The 15477-nt window shown below is 74.3% G+C and carries 12 protein-coding genes; 4 read left to right on the top strand and 8 right to left on the bottom strand.

Annotated elements, in window-relative coordinates; genetic code table 11:
• Positions 1-81: 81 nt before the first annotated feature.
• On the top strand, positions 82-1908 hold the full coding sequence (locus EDD32_RS16765) for a hypothetical protein (protein WP_123919315.1): 1827 nt from the start codon (positions 82-84) through the stop codon (positions 1906-1908).
• Here EDD32_RS16765 and EDD32_RS16760 read toward each other — a convergent pair.
• From EDD32_RS16760 to EDD32_RS16750, 3 genes are read right to left on the bottom strand one after another with little or no spacing between them, the layout of a single operon-like run.
• Positions 1895-2962, bottom strand: coding sequence for a glutathione S-transferase family protein (locus tag EDD32_RS16760; RefSeq protein ID WP_123919313.1), 1068 nt, complete (start codon positions 2960-2962; stop codon positions 1895-1897). The genes EDD32_RS16765 and EDD32_RS16760 overlap by 14 nt on opposite strands.
• Entirely contained in the window at positions 2959-4500 is a 1542-nt protein-coding gene (larC, locus tag EDD32_RS16755; protein WP_123919311.1) for a nickel pincer cofactor biosynthesis protein LarC, read from the bottom strand. The genes EDD32_RS16760 and larC overlap by 4 nt, the downstream gene beginning before the upstream one ends.
• Entirely contained in the window at positions 4497-5801 is a 1305-nt protein-coding gene (locus EDD32_RS16750; protein ID WP_123919309.1) for a lactate racemase domain-containing protein, read from the bottom strand. Before EDD32_RS16750 ends, larC begins: the two co-directional genes overlap by 4 nt.
• Before the next feature lie 133 nt (positions 5802-5934).
• Here EDD32_RS16750 and EDD32_RS16745 point away from each other — a divergent pair, with 133 nt between their 5' ends.
• A complete protein-coding gene (locus tag EDD32_RS16745; RefSeq protein WP_123919308.1) occupies positions 5935-6375 on the top strand; it encodes a hypothetical protein in 441 nt (146 codons plus the stop codon).
• Between the two features lie 85 nt (positions 6376-6460).
• Here EDD32_RS16745 and EDD32_RS16740 read toward each other — a convergent pair whose 3' ends face one another.
• Complete coding sequence (locus tag EDD32_RS16740; RefSeq protein ID WP_123919306.1) at positions 6461-7936, bottom strand: glutamate-cysteine ligase family protein; 1476 nt, start codon at positions 7934-7936, stop codon at positions 6461-6463.
• Between the two features lie 125 nt (positions 7937-8061).
• On the opposite strand from EDD32_RS16740, the gene EDD32_RS16735 reads away from it, so the two are divergent.
• The gene (locus EDD32_RS16735; protein WP_123919304.1) at positions 8062-10053 is read left to right on the top strand and encodes a metallophosphoesterase; all 1992 of its coding nucleotides are present in this window, start codon (positions 8062-8064) and stop codon (positions 10051-10053) included.
• Between the two features lie 6 nt (positions 10054-10059).
• Here EDD32_RS16735 and EDD32_RS16730 read toward each other — a convergent pair whose 3' ends face one another.
• The 4 genes from EDD32_RS16730 to uidA all read right to left on the bottom strand — a co-directional run bounded on the left by EDD32_RS16730 (position 10060) and on the right by uidA (position 14032).
• The gene (locus EDD32_RS16730) at positions 10060-10506 is read right to left on the bottom strand and encodes an HIT family protein (protein ID WP_342771420.1); all 447 of its coding nucleotides are present in this window, start codon (positions 10504-10506) and stop codon (positions 10060-10062) included.
• Positions 10506-11201 carry a nickel pincer cofactor biosynthesis protein LarB gene (gene larB, locus EDD32_RS16725; protein ID WP_123919300.1) on the bottom strand — a complete coding sequence of 232 codons (696 nt, stop codon included), beginning with the start codon at positions 11199-11201 and terminating at the stop codon, positions 10506-10508. Before larB ends, EDD32_RS16730 begins: the two co-directional genes overlap by 1 nt.
• On the bottom strand, positions 11194-12054 hold the full coding sequence (larE, locus tag EDD32_RS16720) for an ATP-dependent sacrificial sulfur transferase LarE (RefSeq protein WP_123919298.1): 861 nt from the start codon (positions 12052-12054) through the stop codon (positions 11194-11196). Before larE ends, larB begins: the two co-directional genes overlap by 8 nt.
• 130 nt (positions 12055-12184) lie before the next feature.
• Positions 12185-14032 carry a beta-glucuronidase gene (gene uidA, locus EDD32_RS16715; RefSeq protein ID WP_123919296.1) on the bottom strand — a complete coding sequence of 616 codons (1848 nt, stop codon included), beginning with the start codon at positions 14030-14032 and terminating at the stop codon, positions 12185-12187.
• 243 nt (positions 14033-14275) lie between these two features.
• Between uidA and EDD32_RS16710 the strand changes: the two genes are divergently transcribed.
• Positions 14276-15349, top strand: coding sequence for a LacI family DNA-binding transcriptional regulator (locus EDD32_RS16710; RefSeq protein ID WP_246006192.1), 1074 nt, complete (start codon positions 14276-14278; stop codon positions 15347-15349).
• Positions 15350-15477 lie beyond the last annotated feature (128 nt).

Raw genomic sequence — 15477 nt, 5'->3', positions numbered from 1 at the left:
ATCTCCCGGCGCGCGCCCGCGCCGGCTGTCGGGGGCGGGCCGTACCCTGGAAGGACCGCCGACAGAACTTCTGAGGAGAGCATGCGCCCGTCTCGACGCACCGTTCCCGCCGCCCTCGCGGCCGCCGCCCTGGCGCTTGCCGGGTGCACGGACACCGAGGGCAAGGAGCTCGGTACCGCCGGACGTCCGAGCGAGTCGGCCGATCCCGCCGTCGTCGCGACGGTGGCCGCACCTCCCGCCACCGCCGTCCTCGGCGCCGACGGTGCGGCGGACCTCGCCGCCCAGACCTCCGCCACGTTCTTCACCGACGCCGAGGTGGTCGTCCTCGCGAGCGAGGCGGACGCGCTCCGTGGCGCCTCCGCGGCCTTCGCGCTCGGCGTCCCGGTGCTCCTCGACGGCCCGGCGACGACGGCGGAGCTCGAGCGCCTGGGCGCCCGCTCGGTCCTCGTGGTCGGAGAGGTGTCGGACCCCGCCGGCGGGGTGGAGGTTGTCGACGCACCGCAGGACGACGCTGCGCTGGCCGAGCTCGTCGGTGCGTCGGCGCCTGTCGAGCCGGTCGCCCCCGACGGTGCGGTGGCCGCCGTCGTCGCGCTCGACCCCGGCGAGCCCGCCCTGCTCGCGGCGGCCGACCCGGCACCGGCCGCTGAGAGCTCCTCGCCCGCGGACGGCGAGGGCGGCGAGAGCGCGCCTGCCACGGAGGCCGGGGCTGCGACCGCGCCGGCGACCGGCGACCCGGCCGGCCAGGCGAGCGGCGAGGGGGCTGGACCCGCTGACGGGACGGCCCCGGGGAGCGAGCCCACCGGACCAGGAGAGGACACCACCGAGGACGACGGCGAGGACTCCGGCGCCGAGCTTCCCGCGACGGAGCGGCCCGACCCGGCCGCGTCGGACGTGGTGGTGATGACGACCGGTGACCCGGCTCAGGCGGCCGCCGTCGCCAACGCCCGCACCGCCGGCGCGCGGGTGCAGACCGTGCCCGGGGGTGACCCGCGCGCGACGAGCACCACGGTCCAGGAGACGGCCGCGAACGAGCCGGGTGTCGTCGTCGGGCTGGGCGCCCCGTTCGGCGACCCGGGCACGCTGGAGTGGCGGACCCGGACCGCGGCGACCGGGACCGAGCTTCCCGGCGGCGGCCAGCTCGTCCTGCCCGGGAAGACCTACGTCGCGCTCTACGGCAGCCCCGTCACGTCCGCGCTCGGGGTGCTCGGCGAGCAGGGGCCCGAGGCCACCGTGGAGCGCGCCCGCGCGCACGCGGCGCCCTACGAGGCGCTGACCGACACGACCGTCGTCCCCGCCCTGGAGATCATCTCCACGGTCGCCTCGGCCGGGCCCGGCGACGACGGCAACTACTCCCGCGAGCGCCCGGTAGAGGAGCTGCGCCCGCTCGTCGACCTCGCGCACCAGCAGGGCCTCTACGTCGTCCTGGACCTCCAGCCTGGCCGCACGGACTTCGTCACCCAGGCCCGGCGCTACGAGGAGCTCCTCGCGATGCCCAACGTGGGCCTCGCCCTCGACCCGGAGTGGCGTCTCGGCCCGGACGAGGTGCACATGCGCCAGATCGGCCAGGTCGACGTCGCCGAGGTCAACCAGGTGGTCACCTACCTCGCCGACCTCACCCGCGACCGTGCCCTGCCGCAGAAGCTCCTCGTCCTCCACCAGTTCCAGGTGCGGATGATCCCGGGCGTCGACACCGTCGACCAGTCACGCAGCGAGCTCGCCGTCCTCATCCACGCAGACGGGCAGGGCGGTCAGGGAGCCAAGCAGGGCACCTGGGCGACGCTGCGCGCCAACGCGCCCTCCGTGCCGTGGTGGGGATGGAAGAACTTCTACGACGAGGACGTCCCCATGCTCACGCCGGAGCAGACGATGCAGGTGCAGCCGGTGCCGAACTTCATCAGCTACCAGTAGCGCCCGCGGCCGTCCCGGCCGGGTCGACCCCCTCACCGGGTCGGACCGGTCCGGGCGGCGTGCCGTCGCCGAACGGCCGCCCGCCGAGCACCTCCCGCCCGTGCGGCGTGAGCCAGCCGGCGAGGTCGGGGCCCCGGGGGACGATCCCGGTGGGGTTGATGTCCGTGTGCACGAGGTAGTAGTGCTGCTTGATCTGCCGGAAGTCGACAGTGTCGCCGAAGCCCGGCGTCTGGAACAGGTCCCGGGCATAGGCCCACAGGGCGGGCATCTCGGTGAGCTTGTTCCGGTTGCACCGGAAGTGGTTGTGGTAGACGGGGTCGAACCGGACGAGTGTGGTGAACAGGCGGACGTCGGCCTCGGTGATGGACTCCCCGACGAGGTACCGGCGCCCGGCGAGGCGCTCCTCCAGCCAGTCCAGCGCGGTGAACAGGCGGTCGTACGCGCGGTCGTACGCCTCCTGTGACCCGGCGAACCCGCACCGGTAGACGCCGTTGTTGACCTGGGCGAAGACTCGCCGGTTGACCGCGTCGATCTCGTCCCGCAAGGCGTCCGGGTACAGGTCCGGCGCCCCCGCACGGTGGTGCTCGCCCCACTGGGTCGAGAGGTCGAGCGTCATCTGGTCGAAGTCGTTGGTGACGACCGCACCGGTGGGCACATCGACGATCGCGGGGACCGTGATCCCGCGGGGGTAGCCGGGCACCCGGCGGAAGTACGCCTCCTGGAGCCGCTCCATGCCGAGCACCGGGTCACGGCGGTCCGGGTCGAGGTCGAACGTCCACGATCGGGCGTCGTGGGTGGGGCCGGGCAGGCCGAGCGAGATCGCGTCCTCGAGGCCGAGCAGGCGGCGCACGACGATCGCCCGGCTCGCCCACGGGCAGGCCCGGGCGGCCACGAGCCGGTAGCGGCCCGGCTCCACCGGGTAGCCGTCGCGCCCGTCGGCGGTGATGCGGGTGGTGATGTAGCGGGTGTCGCGCGTGTACTCCTGCCCGGGCGTGGTGTACCGGCCACCCTCGGCGTGCTCGGGGTGTTCCGCGTCGCTCTTCTGCGTGCTCATCGGTCCTCCTGTGGTCGTGCGTCGAGGGGTGCGTCCTGGATGTCCTCCTGGAGGGCGCTGCCCACCCGTAGCCCGGCCTCGTCCGCGGCGAGCCGGGCGCGGTCCAGGATGATGCGCTCGGGTAGGGCTAGCTCGGCCGCCGCGGCCACGACGTCGTCGAACTCGGGGGTGACCTGCCGCACCACCACCGCGTCGTGAGCGACCTTGACCCGCACCTGGGCGCCGCCGACGTCGACCGCCCGCCACGTCCGACCCAGGACGCGGCGGTGCAGCGGCGCGTGCTGGCGCACACCGATGGTGCTCGTCGTGGCGAAGAGGGTCGTGGCGACGTCGTCGGCGGCGCCGGCCGGGCACAGCGCGTGGACGGTGTGGGCGGGGCGGCCCTTCTTCATGAGGATGGGGGTGAGCCAGGCGTCGACGGCGCCCGCGTCGAGCACGGCTGCCAGCACGCCGGGCCACAGGCGCGGGTCGAGGTCGTCGACGTTCGCCTCGAGCTGGACGACCTGGGGGGTCTCGTCGCGCGGTCCGGCCGTACCGGGTGCGTCGCCGTGCGGTCCAGCCGGGCCCGGTGCCGGCCGGGGGGAGGCGAGCTGCCCGAGCACGACGCGGACGACGTTCGGCCTCCCGGGCACGTCCTTGGTGCCCGCCCCGACGCCGACCGCCTCGGGTGTCATCGAAGGCACGGGGCCGGCGCTCGTCGCGAGAGCTCGGACGAGGGCGACACCGGTGGGGGTGGCGAGCTCGCCGACCTGCCGAGGCCGGGCGGCCGCGGCAGGGTCGGTGCCGTCGTGCTCGCGGTCGGAGCCGTCGTCGTGGTCCTGGTCGTCGTGGTCCTGGTCGTCGTGGTCCTGGTCGTCGTGGTCGTGGTCGTGGTCGCCGTCGTGGTCGCGGTGGGTGTGGTCGTCGCGGTGGCCGTGGTCGGGACGCTCGTCGTCAGGGTGCTGGTGGGCCCCGACGTCGGGCCCCGTAGGCACGCCCGCCGTGACCGGCCAGCCGAGCACGAGCTCGGCCACCGCGGGGACGGGCACGGGGACGTCACCGTGCGCCACACGCGCGCGCCCCGCCCCGACGGCGATCGCCGTCGCGCTGACGGTGCCGACGTCCAGCAGCCGCAGCGCCTCGCAGGTGCCCACGACGTCGGCGATCGAGTCCAGCGCCCCGACCTCGTGGAAGTGGACGTCCTCCGGGCTCGTGCCGTGCACGCGCCCCTCCGCCTGGGCCAGCCGGGCGAACGCGTCCAGCGCACGTGTCCGTGTGAGCGGGTCGAGCGTGGCACCGGTGAGCATCGCCCGTACCTCGGTCCACCGCCGGTGCTGCGGGTCGTCCACGAGGACGACGACATCGACCTTCGCGGCGCGCAGGCCGGCGCGCATCACCTCGGACCGCTCGAGCCGCACCGCCCCGGGGACGACGGCGTCGACGGCACGCTGGACCACGGCGAGGTCGGCCCCGGCGTCGACGAGGGCACCGAGCAGCATGTCACCCGCGACGCCCGCCGTGACGTCGAGCCAGGCGTGACGGCTCGGCGCGGGGCTCAGCTGGGCTCCCGCAGCCGGAACAGCACCTCACCGGCGTTGTGCACGACGAAGGTGTCCGCGTCGGCCTCGAGGGCGGCGACGTCGACGTCGGCGGGGTCCATCCACGACAGGTTCACCGCCTCCACCTGCTCCCGGGGGACGGAGGTGGCCAGGGTGACCTTGACCCGGTTGGTCTCGGTCGCGGTCTCGGCGTCGTAGGTGCCCATGCCGCGAAGGTGCGTCGAGTGCGCGAGCTCGCCCCACGGGTGGTCCCGGAACCGGTCCCACTGCTTCACGAAGTAGTCGCGGTTGTGGTAGCCGATCTCCTTCAGGCCCGGGTGCATCACCGAGATCTCCGTGATGTGCGGGGCGTAGAGGATGACCTCCCCGCCGTCGGCCACGACGGGCTCGAGCTTGTAGAAGCCCTTGGCGCCGGTCCAGATGTCCTCGTACATCTCGGGCAGGATCGACAGCACCCGCTTGACCGGCCGGTCGAGGTAGGTGATGTGGGAGGCGGCGGCGATCTCGGCCGCGGCCGCCCATGCGGACTCCGTCGTACCGACGCTCACCGAGTGCAGCTCGCCCGTGCCGGCCTCGGTGACGACGGCGACGCAGAGCTTCTCCGACGGGACCCGCTCGGTCGCGGCGTTGATGAGGGCGCGCACCGGCGTGATGCCCGTCGTCCCGATGATCTCGTACGAGGAGATGAGGGCGCCGACCCAGTGGGACAGGTCGATGACGTCGTGCCCCGACAGGCCGGGGAAGAAGTACTTGTTGCCACCGGAGATCCCGACGACCTCGTGGGGCAGGACCGGGCCGACGACGAGGGAGACGTCGTGCTCGACCACTGCGCGGTTGACGACGACGTGCATGTCGCGGTCGTTGAGCCGGCCGCCGGAGTACCGGCTGACCTCGGAGGCCGGGATGACGCCGAGGTCGGCGAAGGTCTCCTCGTGCCACCACTCGTGGTTGACGAACGTCCAGCCCGGGTAGGTCTCCTCGGCCCGGCCCGGCTCGAACCCGAAGGCCCGGCCCATGGCCTCCTCGCTCATCGCGGCGTGCGTACCGAGCGCGACGACGACCGTCACCTTCGTGGCGCGCCCGGCCAGGGCATCGTGCACCGGGCGCAGGAGGCGCGGCATGGGCACCGACCGGGTGCCGTCCGGCACGACCAGCGCGACGCTGCGGCCGTCGAGGTCCAGCCGGGCGAGGGAGGACACGATGTGGTCGTGGACGGCACGCTCGTCGAGGACGCCCTCCGGGCCCCCGATCGTCGCCGCCTGCTCGGCCAGGCCCTCCGGTACCGGAACGGTGTCGCTCATGGACCGATCCTAGTGGGGGCGTCACGGCCGTGTCGGGGGTGGGGGCCGGCCCGGCGTGGCAGGCTCATACCAGCGGTCGTCCCGGTCGTCCCGTACGGGACGACCGGTCGGCCCGGGACGCGAGGAGACCATCGTGAGAGACGAACCGTCGGGCACCCCGGCCCATCCGGACCGGTCCGGCGCCGCGGGCGCTGAGCGCGGGGCGGGCCGCGGCGCACGTGACCGTGACGTGTCCGGGCGCGAGGGTGCGGCGTCCGGGGCCGGCGCGCGCGGCGCTGGGTCCGAACGCCGCACCGACGCCGTCGCGTGGACGGCCCTTGTGGTGGCCGTGGCCCTGACCGTGTGGCAGGCCGTCTACGCCTACTCCGCCGGGGCGCCGGGAGGGGCGGACGAGACCTACACGGCGGTGAACCGGTTCGTCTCGCTCATCCTCTCCCTCGTCGCGGCGGTGCTCGGTGTGGTCTCCCTCGCCCAGCGGCGCCATCCGACCTGGCCCGCCCTGGCGGGGCTCGCGATCGGCCTCAACGGCTTCATCGTCAGCGTCACCGCCTGGCTCGGCGGTGTCGCCGTCTGACGTCCGGTCCGGTTCCGTCCGACCTCCGGCACGGCGTCATTGTCCGGCGTCCGGCTCGGCGACGTCGATTCAGGGCGTCGGGGTGTCAGGGCACCGGCCAGGTGTGGACGGGGTCGTTGGCGTGCATGTGCCCCACGTACTCGCGCAGCATCTGCCGCAGGGCGGCGGGTCGGTCCAGGCCGCGCCGTTCGAGGGCCTGGGTGGCGGCCACCTGCCACGAGGCGCCGTTGACCCGCAGCTTCGCGCGGGACTCGATGATCTCCAGGTACCGGTCCGACGCCTCCGTCGCCACCCCGAGGCGCTCGAGCCCGGCCTGCGCCATCGGCAGCAGCCGCCGCAGGACGAGCTCGTCCCAGTCCACCTTGCCCGCCCCGGGCCAGTACAGCCGTGACTCGACGCCGTCACGCGCGGCGGCGTGGAAGTTCTCGCGGGCCGCCTCGAAGCTCATCCGCGACCACAGGGGCCGCTCGTCCAGCACCATCTCCACCGCGACGCCGTAGAAGAAGGCCGCGTTCGCCAGGACGTCGACGACCGTGGGGCCGGCGGGCAGCACCCGGTTCTCCACCCGGAGGTGGGGCCGGCCATCGGAGACGTCGTAGATGGGCCGGTTCCAGCGGTAGATCGTGCCGTTGTGCAGGCGCAGCTCGGACAGCTCCGGCGTGCCGTCCGCGTCAAGGACGGCGAACGGGTCCTCCTCCGTCGTCTCGGGCAGGAGGGTGGGGTAGTACCGGACGTTCTCCTCGAAGAGGTCGAAGATCGAGTTGATCCACCGGTCGCCGAAGGGCACGAGCGGGCGCACGTCCTGGTTGCGGAGCTCCGGCGCGCGCAGGTCCGTCGACTGGAGGAACAGCTCGGTGCGGGTCTCGGCCATGAGCTGGTGGCCGAAGAGGTAGGGCGAGTTCGCACCGACGGCGAGCTGCGGGCCGGCGAGCACCTGAGCGGCGTTCCAGTAGCGGGCGAAGCTTCCGGGGCGCACCTGCAGGTGCAGCTGGACGGAGGTGCAGGCGGCCTCGAGCGCGATCGTGTCCGAGGTCATCCGCAGCCGCTCGGGCCCGGGGATGTCGATGAGGATGTCCTCGCGCCGCGCGGAGAGGATGGCCTCGTCCAGGAGCCGGTACCGGTCGTTCTCCGAGAACCACGACCGCCCCGGCTCCGGCGGCTCGAGCGTGGGCAGGATCCCGATCATGACGATGTCCGCGCCGAGGTCCCCGGCCCGGTCGCGGGCCCGGTTGAGGTTCTTGCGCAGGGCCGACTCGAGCTGCAGGAGGGACTGACCGTCGATGCGCCGCGGCTCGACGTTGAGCTCGATGTTGAACCGTCCGAGCTCGGTCTGGTAGCGCATGTCGTCGATGTGCTCGAGGACCTCGGCGTTCTTCATCGCAGGGGAGAGGTCCTGCTCGACGAGGTTGAGCTCGATCTCCAGGCCCGTGCGCCACTCGTCCTCGACGAAGGAGCGGTCCTCGAGCATCTGCTCCAGCGCGTCGAGGTCGCGCTGGACGGCGCGCCGGTACCGGGTGTGGTCGCTGCGCGTGTACGACTTCGCCGTCACGTCCCTGCCCATGGAGCCTCCCTCTGCCGAGGCGAGCCGGCCGTGGCCGCCGTCCTCAGGATGGTCGGTGCCACGGTCTCACGCACGCCGGGCCCGGCGCCGGGCGATCCGTGCGGGGACAGGGGATGATGGACCTGATGAGCGACCCGGTCCCGATGCAGCGTCGCTGGGCGTGGTGGCACCGGCAGACCCCCACGACCCGGCGGGTGCTGCGCACCGCCGCGACCCTGCTCGTCACCGGCCTCCTCGCGCTCGCGGTCGGTGTCTCGACGGCGTCCACCCGCGCCTCCCTCGGACCGCACGAGGCTGACTACCAGGTCACGCTCGACCGGCAGGCGACCGTCGAGCTGGGCCCGCTCGGGGCCGTGGTGGCGGACTCGCCACTCCCGTGGCCGCTGGGCATCAAGGTGGTCGTCCGCGAGATCCCGCTCCAGCTCGGGACCACCGGCAGCCCGATGACCGGCCTCCTGGCCGACCTCCAGGCCTACGCCCAGCTCTTCAGCCACCCCGAGGCCGCCGTCGCCGCCGCGACCCGTGGGCTGGTCGCCGACGCCCTGGGCCGCACCGCCGTCGTCTGGTCGGTCGCCCTCGTCCTCATCGCTGCGGGGCGACTGGCCTCCCAGGGCCTCCTGCGCGACCACGTGCGGGCGGCGCTCGCTCGGCCCGGGGTCACGCCGCTCGGCGTGGTCGCGTCGCTGGCGCTCGTCGCCGCCGTCATCGTGCCGGCGGTACAGCAGCGCCCCGTCGTGGGGCTCAGCCCGCCGGTCCTGGACGGCACGCCGATGGAGGGGGTGCAGATCACGGGCCGGCTCGCGGACCTCATCGCCACGTACGGCCACGTGCTGCGTGACGCCTACGAGGAGAACGAGGAGTTCTACGCCCTCGCGTCGCAGAACCTGCGCACGGCGCTCGCCGAGGACGACCAGTCGGCGCCGGTCGCGCCTCCGCCGCTCCTGCTGGACGACGCCACCGGCACGCCGGAGACCGGGCCGGTACCGGTCGACGGTGCCGCCGGCCGGGCGGCCGACCCCGACGCGGACGCCGTCGAGACCCCGGCGCCGGGCGCCGACGCCGTCAACCCACCCCCGGCGGGCCCCGACGCTGCCGAGCCGGACGCACCCCTCGCCGAGCCGGGCGACACCCCCTCCGAGGCGGACGCACCCCTCGAACCGGGCGGCACCCTTGCCGAGCCGGACGCCGCGGGCGTGCCCGGTGGCGCGTCGCCTGAGGACGAGCCGGAGCCGGAGCCCGAGCCGGAGCCCGTCACGTTCGTCCTGGTCTCGGACCTGCACTGCAACGTCGGCATGGCCGACGTCATCACCGCCGCCGTCGATGCGTTCGCGGCCGACGCGGTGCTCGACGCGGGTGACACGGTGGTCTCGGGCAGCTCGGTGGAGTCGTACTGCGTGGACGCGTTCGCCGGGGCGGTGCCCGGGGGCGTCCCGATCGTCGTCGCGACCGGCAACCACGACTCGGTGACCACGGCCGAGCAGGAACGCGCCGCCGGGTGGACGGTGCTGGGCGGCGACGTCGTCGACGTCGCCGGTGTCCGCATCCTCGGCGACACCGACCCCAACCTCACCGCGATCGGCGCCGGCACCCGGCCGGAGCGGGACGAGACGATCCCGGAGATGGCGGAGCGGCTCGCCCGGACGGCCTGCGACGCGCGGGACGACGGTGACCCGGTCGACCTCCTGCTCACCCACAACCCCCGCGCGGGCACCGCCACCATGGAGTCGGGCTGCGTGCCCCTGCAGCTCTCGGGCCACTGGCACCGGACGGTGGGTCCGGAGCCGCTCGGGGCCGGGCTGCGCTACGTGAGCACCTCCACCGGGGGCGGGGCCGGCGGGGGCGCGACCGTCGGGCCGCTGACCTCCGACGCCGAGCTGACGGTCCTGCGGATCGACCGCGCGACCGGCGAGCCGATGGACTACCGCCGCATCCTCGTGGGTACCGACGCCTCCGTGCGGCTGGGTACGTGGTTCCGCTTCCCGGAGCCGGAGACGCGCACCGGTCCCGGCACGGACGGCGGCGAGGCCGTGGAGCCGGGGCCGGACGACGCGGGGACCGGGCCCGGGGCGGACGGCGGGTCGGGGACCGACGTCGCGGCGCCGGGCTCGGCGGGCTGAGCCGCCTCAGGCCAGCGCGGGCGAGTCCGCCGAGACAGGCACCTGCGCACCCCAGCCGGCGTCGCGCAGGGCGGCGCGCACCGTCTCGGTGGCCGCGTCGAGCTCCTCGGCGGGCAGGTCGTGGCGAGCGTTGTCGAAGCGCAGGGACTGCTCGTCCCACGCCGGCAGGACGTGCAGGTGGAGGTGGTCGACCTCGAAGCCGGCCACGAGCACCGCGGCTCGCGGGGCGCCGTAGGCCACCTGCTGGGCCTGACCGACCCGCTTGGCGACGACGGCCAGGTGGGCCAGCAGGGCGTCGTCGGCGTCGGTGTACCGGGTGACCTCCGCGCGCGGGACGACGAGCATGTGGCCGTCGGTGATCGGCGCGATGGTGGCCAGGACGACGCAGAGGTCGTCGGCCCAGACGAACCGGCCGGGGATGTCGCCGGCGATGATGCTGGTGAAGACGCTCATCACCCCATCCTCCCACCGGCGCGCGGGGCGGCGATCTGGGCGGCGAGGTGGCCGCCGCCGTAGCCGTTGTCGATGTTGACGACGCCCACGCCCGGCGCGCACGCGTTGAGCATGGTCAGCAGCGGTGCGAGCCCCTCGAAGGCCGCGCCGTACCCGACCGAGGTGGGCACCGCCACGACCGGGGCCGAGACCAGCCCGGCGACGACACCCGGCAGCGCGCCGTCCATCCCGGCGACCACGACGACGGCGTCGGCCGCCCGCAGGGTCTCCACCCGGGCGAGGACCCGGTGGATGCCCGCCACCCCGACGTCGACGACCAGCTCGGTGCGCCGGCCGAGGTAGCGGGCCGTGAGCTCGGCCTCCCGGGCCACGGGGAGGTCGGACGTCCCGGCGCAGACGACGACGACGAGTCCACCGGTGGGGTCCGGCTCGCCCGGCGGCCACGCGAGCAGGCGTGCGTCGGGCTCGTGACGCGCGTCGGGCAGCACCTCCAGGACGGCCGCCGCCCGCACGTCGTCGGCGCGGGTGAAGATCGTCGCGGCGTCCCCGGGCCGGGCCGCGAGGGCGGTGGCGATCCGGCGCAGCTGGTCGGGGGACTTGCCCTCGCAGTAGACCGCCTCGGGGTAGCCGCGACGCCGGGCACGGTCGTGGTCGAGCTCCGCCACGCCGGGGACGACGCCGTCGGGCTCAGCCACGGTGGCCGGCCGCGAGCAGGGGCAGGGTGAACCCGCCCGACCGGATGCCGCCGAGGTCCACGACGACGTAGCGGAACCCCGCCGCCCGGACGCCGCTCTCGAGGAGCTCCCGCACGTCGTCGCCGACGGCACGGGGGATCTCCGCCACCGGCAGCTCGACGCGGGCGATGTCGCCGTGGTGGCGCACGCGCCCGTCGCTGAACCCCAGCTCGCGCAGGACCTCCTCCGCGCGCTCGACCTGGCGCAGCTTGGCGGGGGTCACCTCCTGCCCGTGGGGGATGCGGGACGCCAGGCACGGGGCGGCCGGCTTGTCGGCCACCGGCAGGGCCATCGCCCGGGCGAGGGAGCGCACGTGCGCCTTGGTCAGGCCCGCGTCCGCCAGGGGCCGGAGCACGCGGTGCTCGGTCGCGGCCCGGGAGCCGGGCCGGTCCGGCCGCAGGGTGTCGTCGGCGTTCTCGCCGTAGGCGACGGCGACGAGACCGTGGTCGCGGACCACCTCGTGGTCGATCCGGCCGAAGAGCTCGTCCTTGCAGAAGAAGCAGCGGTCGACGCCGTTGCGGACGTAGTCCGGGTTCTCGCCCTCGCGGGTGGGCACCTCGACGAGACGGGCGCCGACGAACGCGGCGGTCTCGTGCGCCGTCGCCCGCTCGCTGCGGGCGAGGGAGGGCGAGACGCCGAGGAGGGCCACGACGTCGCCAGGGCCCAGCGCCCGCACCGCCAGGGCGAGGAGCGTCGCGGAGTCGACCCCGCCGGAGTACGCCACCCCCAGCGGGGCCGTGCCCGTCAGCAGCGCGCCGACGGCGTCGGCGCGGGCCAGGTCCTCACCGGCCAGCCGGTCGAAGCGTGGTGCCACCGGTCCTCCTTCGTCGGTCCCTCACCGTACGCGTGCCATCCTCGCCGGGACCGCCGCCCGCCGCCACGTCCGTGCCACGGGTTGCCGCGGCGGCGCGCCGGCGCCTCAGCCGCGGGCCCGCCCCGGACCCTCAGCCGCGCCACCGGCGCCGCAGGAGGTGGGCGGCCGCCTTGGGCCGGCGGTCCCGGGTGAAGACGCCCTTCTTGTTGCCGTCCACCCGCACGATCCCGCGGGAGGTGGCGAAGTCGGCGAAGTTCCAGACGTGCTCGCCCGCCATGGCCGGGGTGCGGTCGAAGACCCGGTGGTACATCTCGAGCAGCTCGGCCTGGTACTCCTCGGACCACATCGCCCCGGTGAGGTCGTGCAGGCCCGCGATCGTGTCGGCGCCGTACTCGGTCATGAGGATCGGCTTGCCGTGCTCGGACCACTGCGCCAGCTCGTCCGCGAGCGCCGACTCGGCAGCGGCGAGGTCGCCGCTGTCGGCGTACCAGCCGTAGTAGCGGTTGATCATGACGACGTCGGAGTACCCCGCGAGGCGGCACACGTCCGCCGGGGAGTACATGACGTTGACGAAGCCCACGGGGCGGTGCGGGTCGAGCTCGCGGGTGAGGGCGAACAGCGGCCGGAAGTACTCCTCCGACTCCTCGGTGTGCGACTCGGGCTCGTTCGCGATCGACCACAGCACCACGCTCGGGCGGTTCTTGTCCCGCGCGACCAGCTCCCGGACCGCCTGGGCATGGACCTCCCGGGTCCGCTCGCTCACGGTCTCGGGGGAGAAGACCTTGTCGACGCGGGTGCCCAGGACCGCGGCCACCGCGCCGTTCATGCCGACGGCGGCCGTCTCGTCGATGACGACGACGCCGTGCGCGTCGGCGTAGTCCATGACCTCCTCGGCGTAGGGGTAGTGCGAGGTGCGGAAGGAGTTGGCCCCCGTCCAGCGCAGGAGCTCGAAGTCGTGAACCATGGCGGTGTCGTCGTGGCCCTTGCCGCGGGTGACGTGGTCCTCGTGCATGCCGAACCCACGGAAGTAGAACGGGCGGCCGTTGATGAGGAAGTCGGTACCGCGGACCTCCACCGTGCGCACGCCGACCTTCTCGGTGTAGCGGTCGACGAGCACGCCGTCGGCGCTCACCGAGACGACGAAGTCGTAGCGGTAGCCCTCGCCCGGCTGCCACAGCCGCACGTCGGGGACGCTGAGGGTACCCACCGCGCCGCGGCCCTCGGCGACGACCGCGCCGTCGGCGTCGCGAAGCTCGACGTCGACGGTCGGGTCGCTCGCGCCGGCGTCATCGCCCCGGCCGTCGCCTTCGCTCCCCACGTTGCCATCACCGGTGGCGCCGCGGGCCACCTCCACCTCGTAGGTGACCGTCCCGGTGACGGCGGTCGCGGTGGGGTCGCCGTCCACGCCCGTGACGACGGTGACGTCGGCGACGTGGGTGGCCGGGGTGCTGTAGAGCCAGACGGTGCGGTGGAGCCCGGCGTAGTTGAAGAAGTCGTGCATGTACTTCTGGCGCCGGCCGTGCGGGGTGTCCACGACGATCCCCGGCGGGACGGTCTCCCAGGTGAGGGTGTTGTCGACGACGGCGGTGATGCGGACCTCCTCGCCGGGCGTCACGTACGCGGTGACGTCGGCCTCGAACGGGGTGTAGCCGCCCTCGTGGCTCATCACCTCGGTCTCCCCGACCCAGACCGTCGCGCGGTGCGTCGCGGCGTCGAACCTCAGGACCACCCGCTCGCCGGCCCACCCGCGCGGGACGCGGACGGCGCGCTGGTACCAGACCTCGCCGACGTGGTCGTGCAGCTCGCGGCCGGGCACGACGTCGTTGAAGCTCGCCGGTACCGGCATGTCGATCGCGTCGACGAGGGGGTGGGCGAACCAGCGCTCGGCGCGGCCCCGGGCAGCGGCGTCGGCGCGGAAGCGCCACAGACCGTCGAGGGAGCGGCGCTCACGGGTGGCGGAGTCCTGGGGGCGGAGCATGGGGATTCCTTCCGGTTCGGCGGTCGGGACGTCCGCTCCATTGACGCACCTGGAGGCGCCGCTCACCACGGATTGCCAGGTGTTGTCCGCTCTCGCGTGGCGCCGCCCCCCGCCGCCCCTGCCGCCCGCCGCGGGGACGTGCGCGGCGCACGGGGATCAGCGCGACGGTTCCCACTAGGCTGCCGGGAGAGTCGCAACCGTTTGCCGGATGTTGCACCGGCGCACGATCGAGGGGGCCCGCCGGTGGCGGACGACGAGCACGAGGGGCCGGAGCGCGGGACGGATTCCGTGCCCGCGGACGAGGCGCGCCCCGGACCGCGGCGGGGAGCTCCGACGATCTACGACGTCGCCCAGGTCGCCGGGGTGGCGCCGTCGACCGTGTCGCGCACCTTCTCCCGGCCCGGGCGGGTGAACTCCGAGACGGCGGACCGGATCCGCAAGGTCGCCGCCGAGCTGGGCTACCGCACCAACCCGATGGCGCGGGCGCTGTCGACCACCCACACCAACCTCATCGCCCTCGTCGTCCCGGACATCACCAACCCCGTCTACTTCGAGATCATCAACGGCGTCCAGGACGAGGCGGCCGAGGCCGGGTACATCGTCGTCCTCGTGGACTCGCGCGAGTCCGACCGGCAGGAGCGCGACGCGCTCGAACGGGCGCTGCCCATCGTCGACGGCATCGTGCTGGGCACGTCGCGCATGTCCGACGCGGCGATCCGGATGATCGCCAAGCAGAAGCCGATGGTCGTCATCAACCGTGCCGTGCGGGAGATCCCGTCGGTCGTCCCGGACAACCCCCGCGGCGTGCGGCGTGCGCTGGAGCACCTCGGCGAGCTCGGCCACACCACGGTGACCTACCTCGCCGGCCCCGAGGCGTCGTGGGCCGACGGGATGCGCTGGCGCGGGCTGCGCGAGGCGTCCCTGGAGCTCAGCGTGCACGTCCGGCGCATCGGCCCTCTCGCCCCCACGGTCGCCGGCGGCATCGCAGGGGCGAAGGCGTGGCTCCAGGCGCCCACCACCGGGGTGATCGCCTACAACGACCTCGTCGCGATCGGGTTCATGCGCGCGGTCCAGGCGAGGGGTGTCCGGGTGCCCGAGGACGTCTCCGTCGTGGGCTACGACAACATCTTCGCCGCCGACCTCGTCACCCCCTCCCTCACGACGGTGGCGACCCCGCGCCGGGCGCTCGGCTCGGCCGCGGTGCGCAACCTCGTCGCCCAGATGAAGGGCGCCCACCCGCGCGGGGGACCGCCGGTCGTGGTGCCCGTCAAGCTCATGGAGCGGTCGAGCACCGCTGCCGCCACCGAGCAGCCCTGAGGTGCGGCTGCGCGTTCGACGCTGGGCGCGCTCTCGGCGGCCGGGCACGCGGGAGGCGGGTGAGCGAGGACCGTGCGGGTGAACGCGCACCTGGCGGGGTGAGCGAGGACGTCCGTTGCTCCTGGTTC

The sequence above is a fragment of the Georgenia muralis genome (genome assembly GCF_003814705.1).
GTDB lineage: Bacteria > Actinomycetota > Actinomycetes > Actinomycetales > Actinomycetaceae > Georgenia > Georgenia muralis.
Note: the sequence above shows the minus strand (reverse complement) of the source record. Positions and strands in the feature narration are given on the sequence as shown.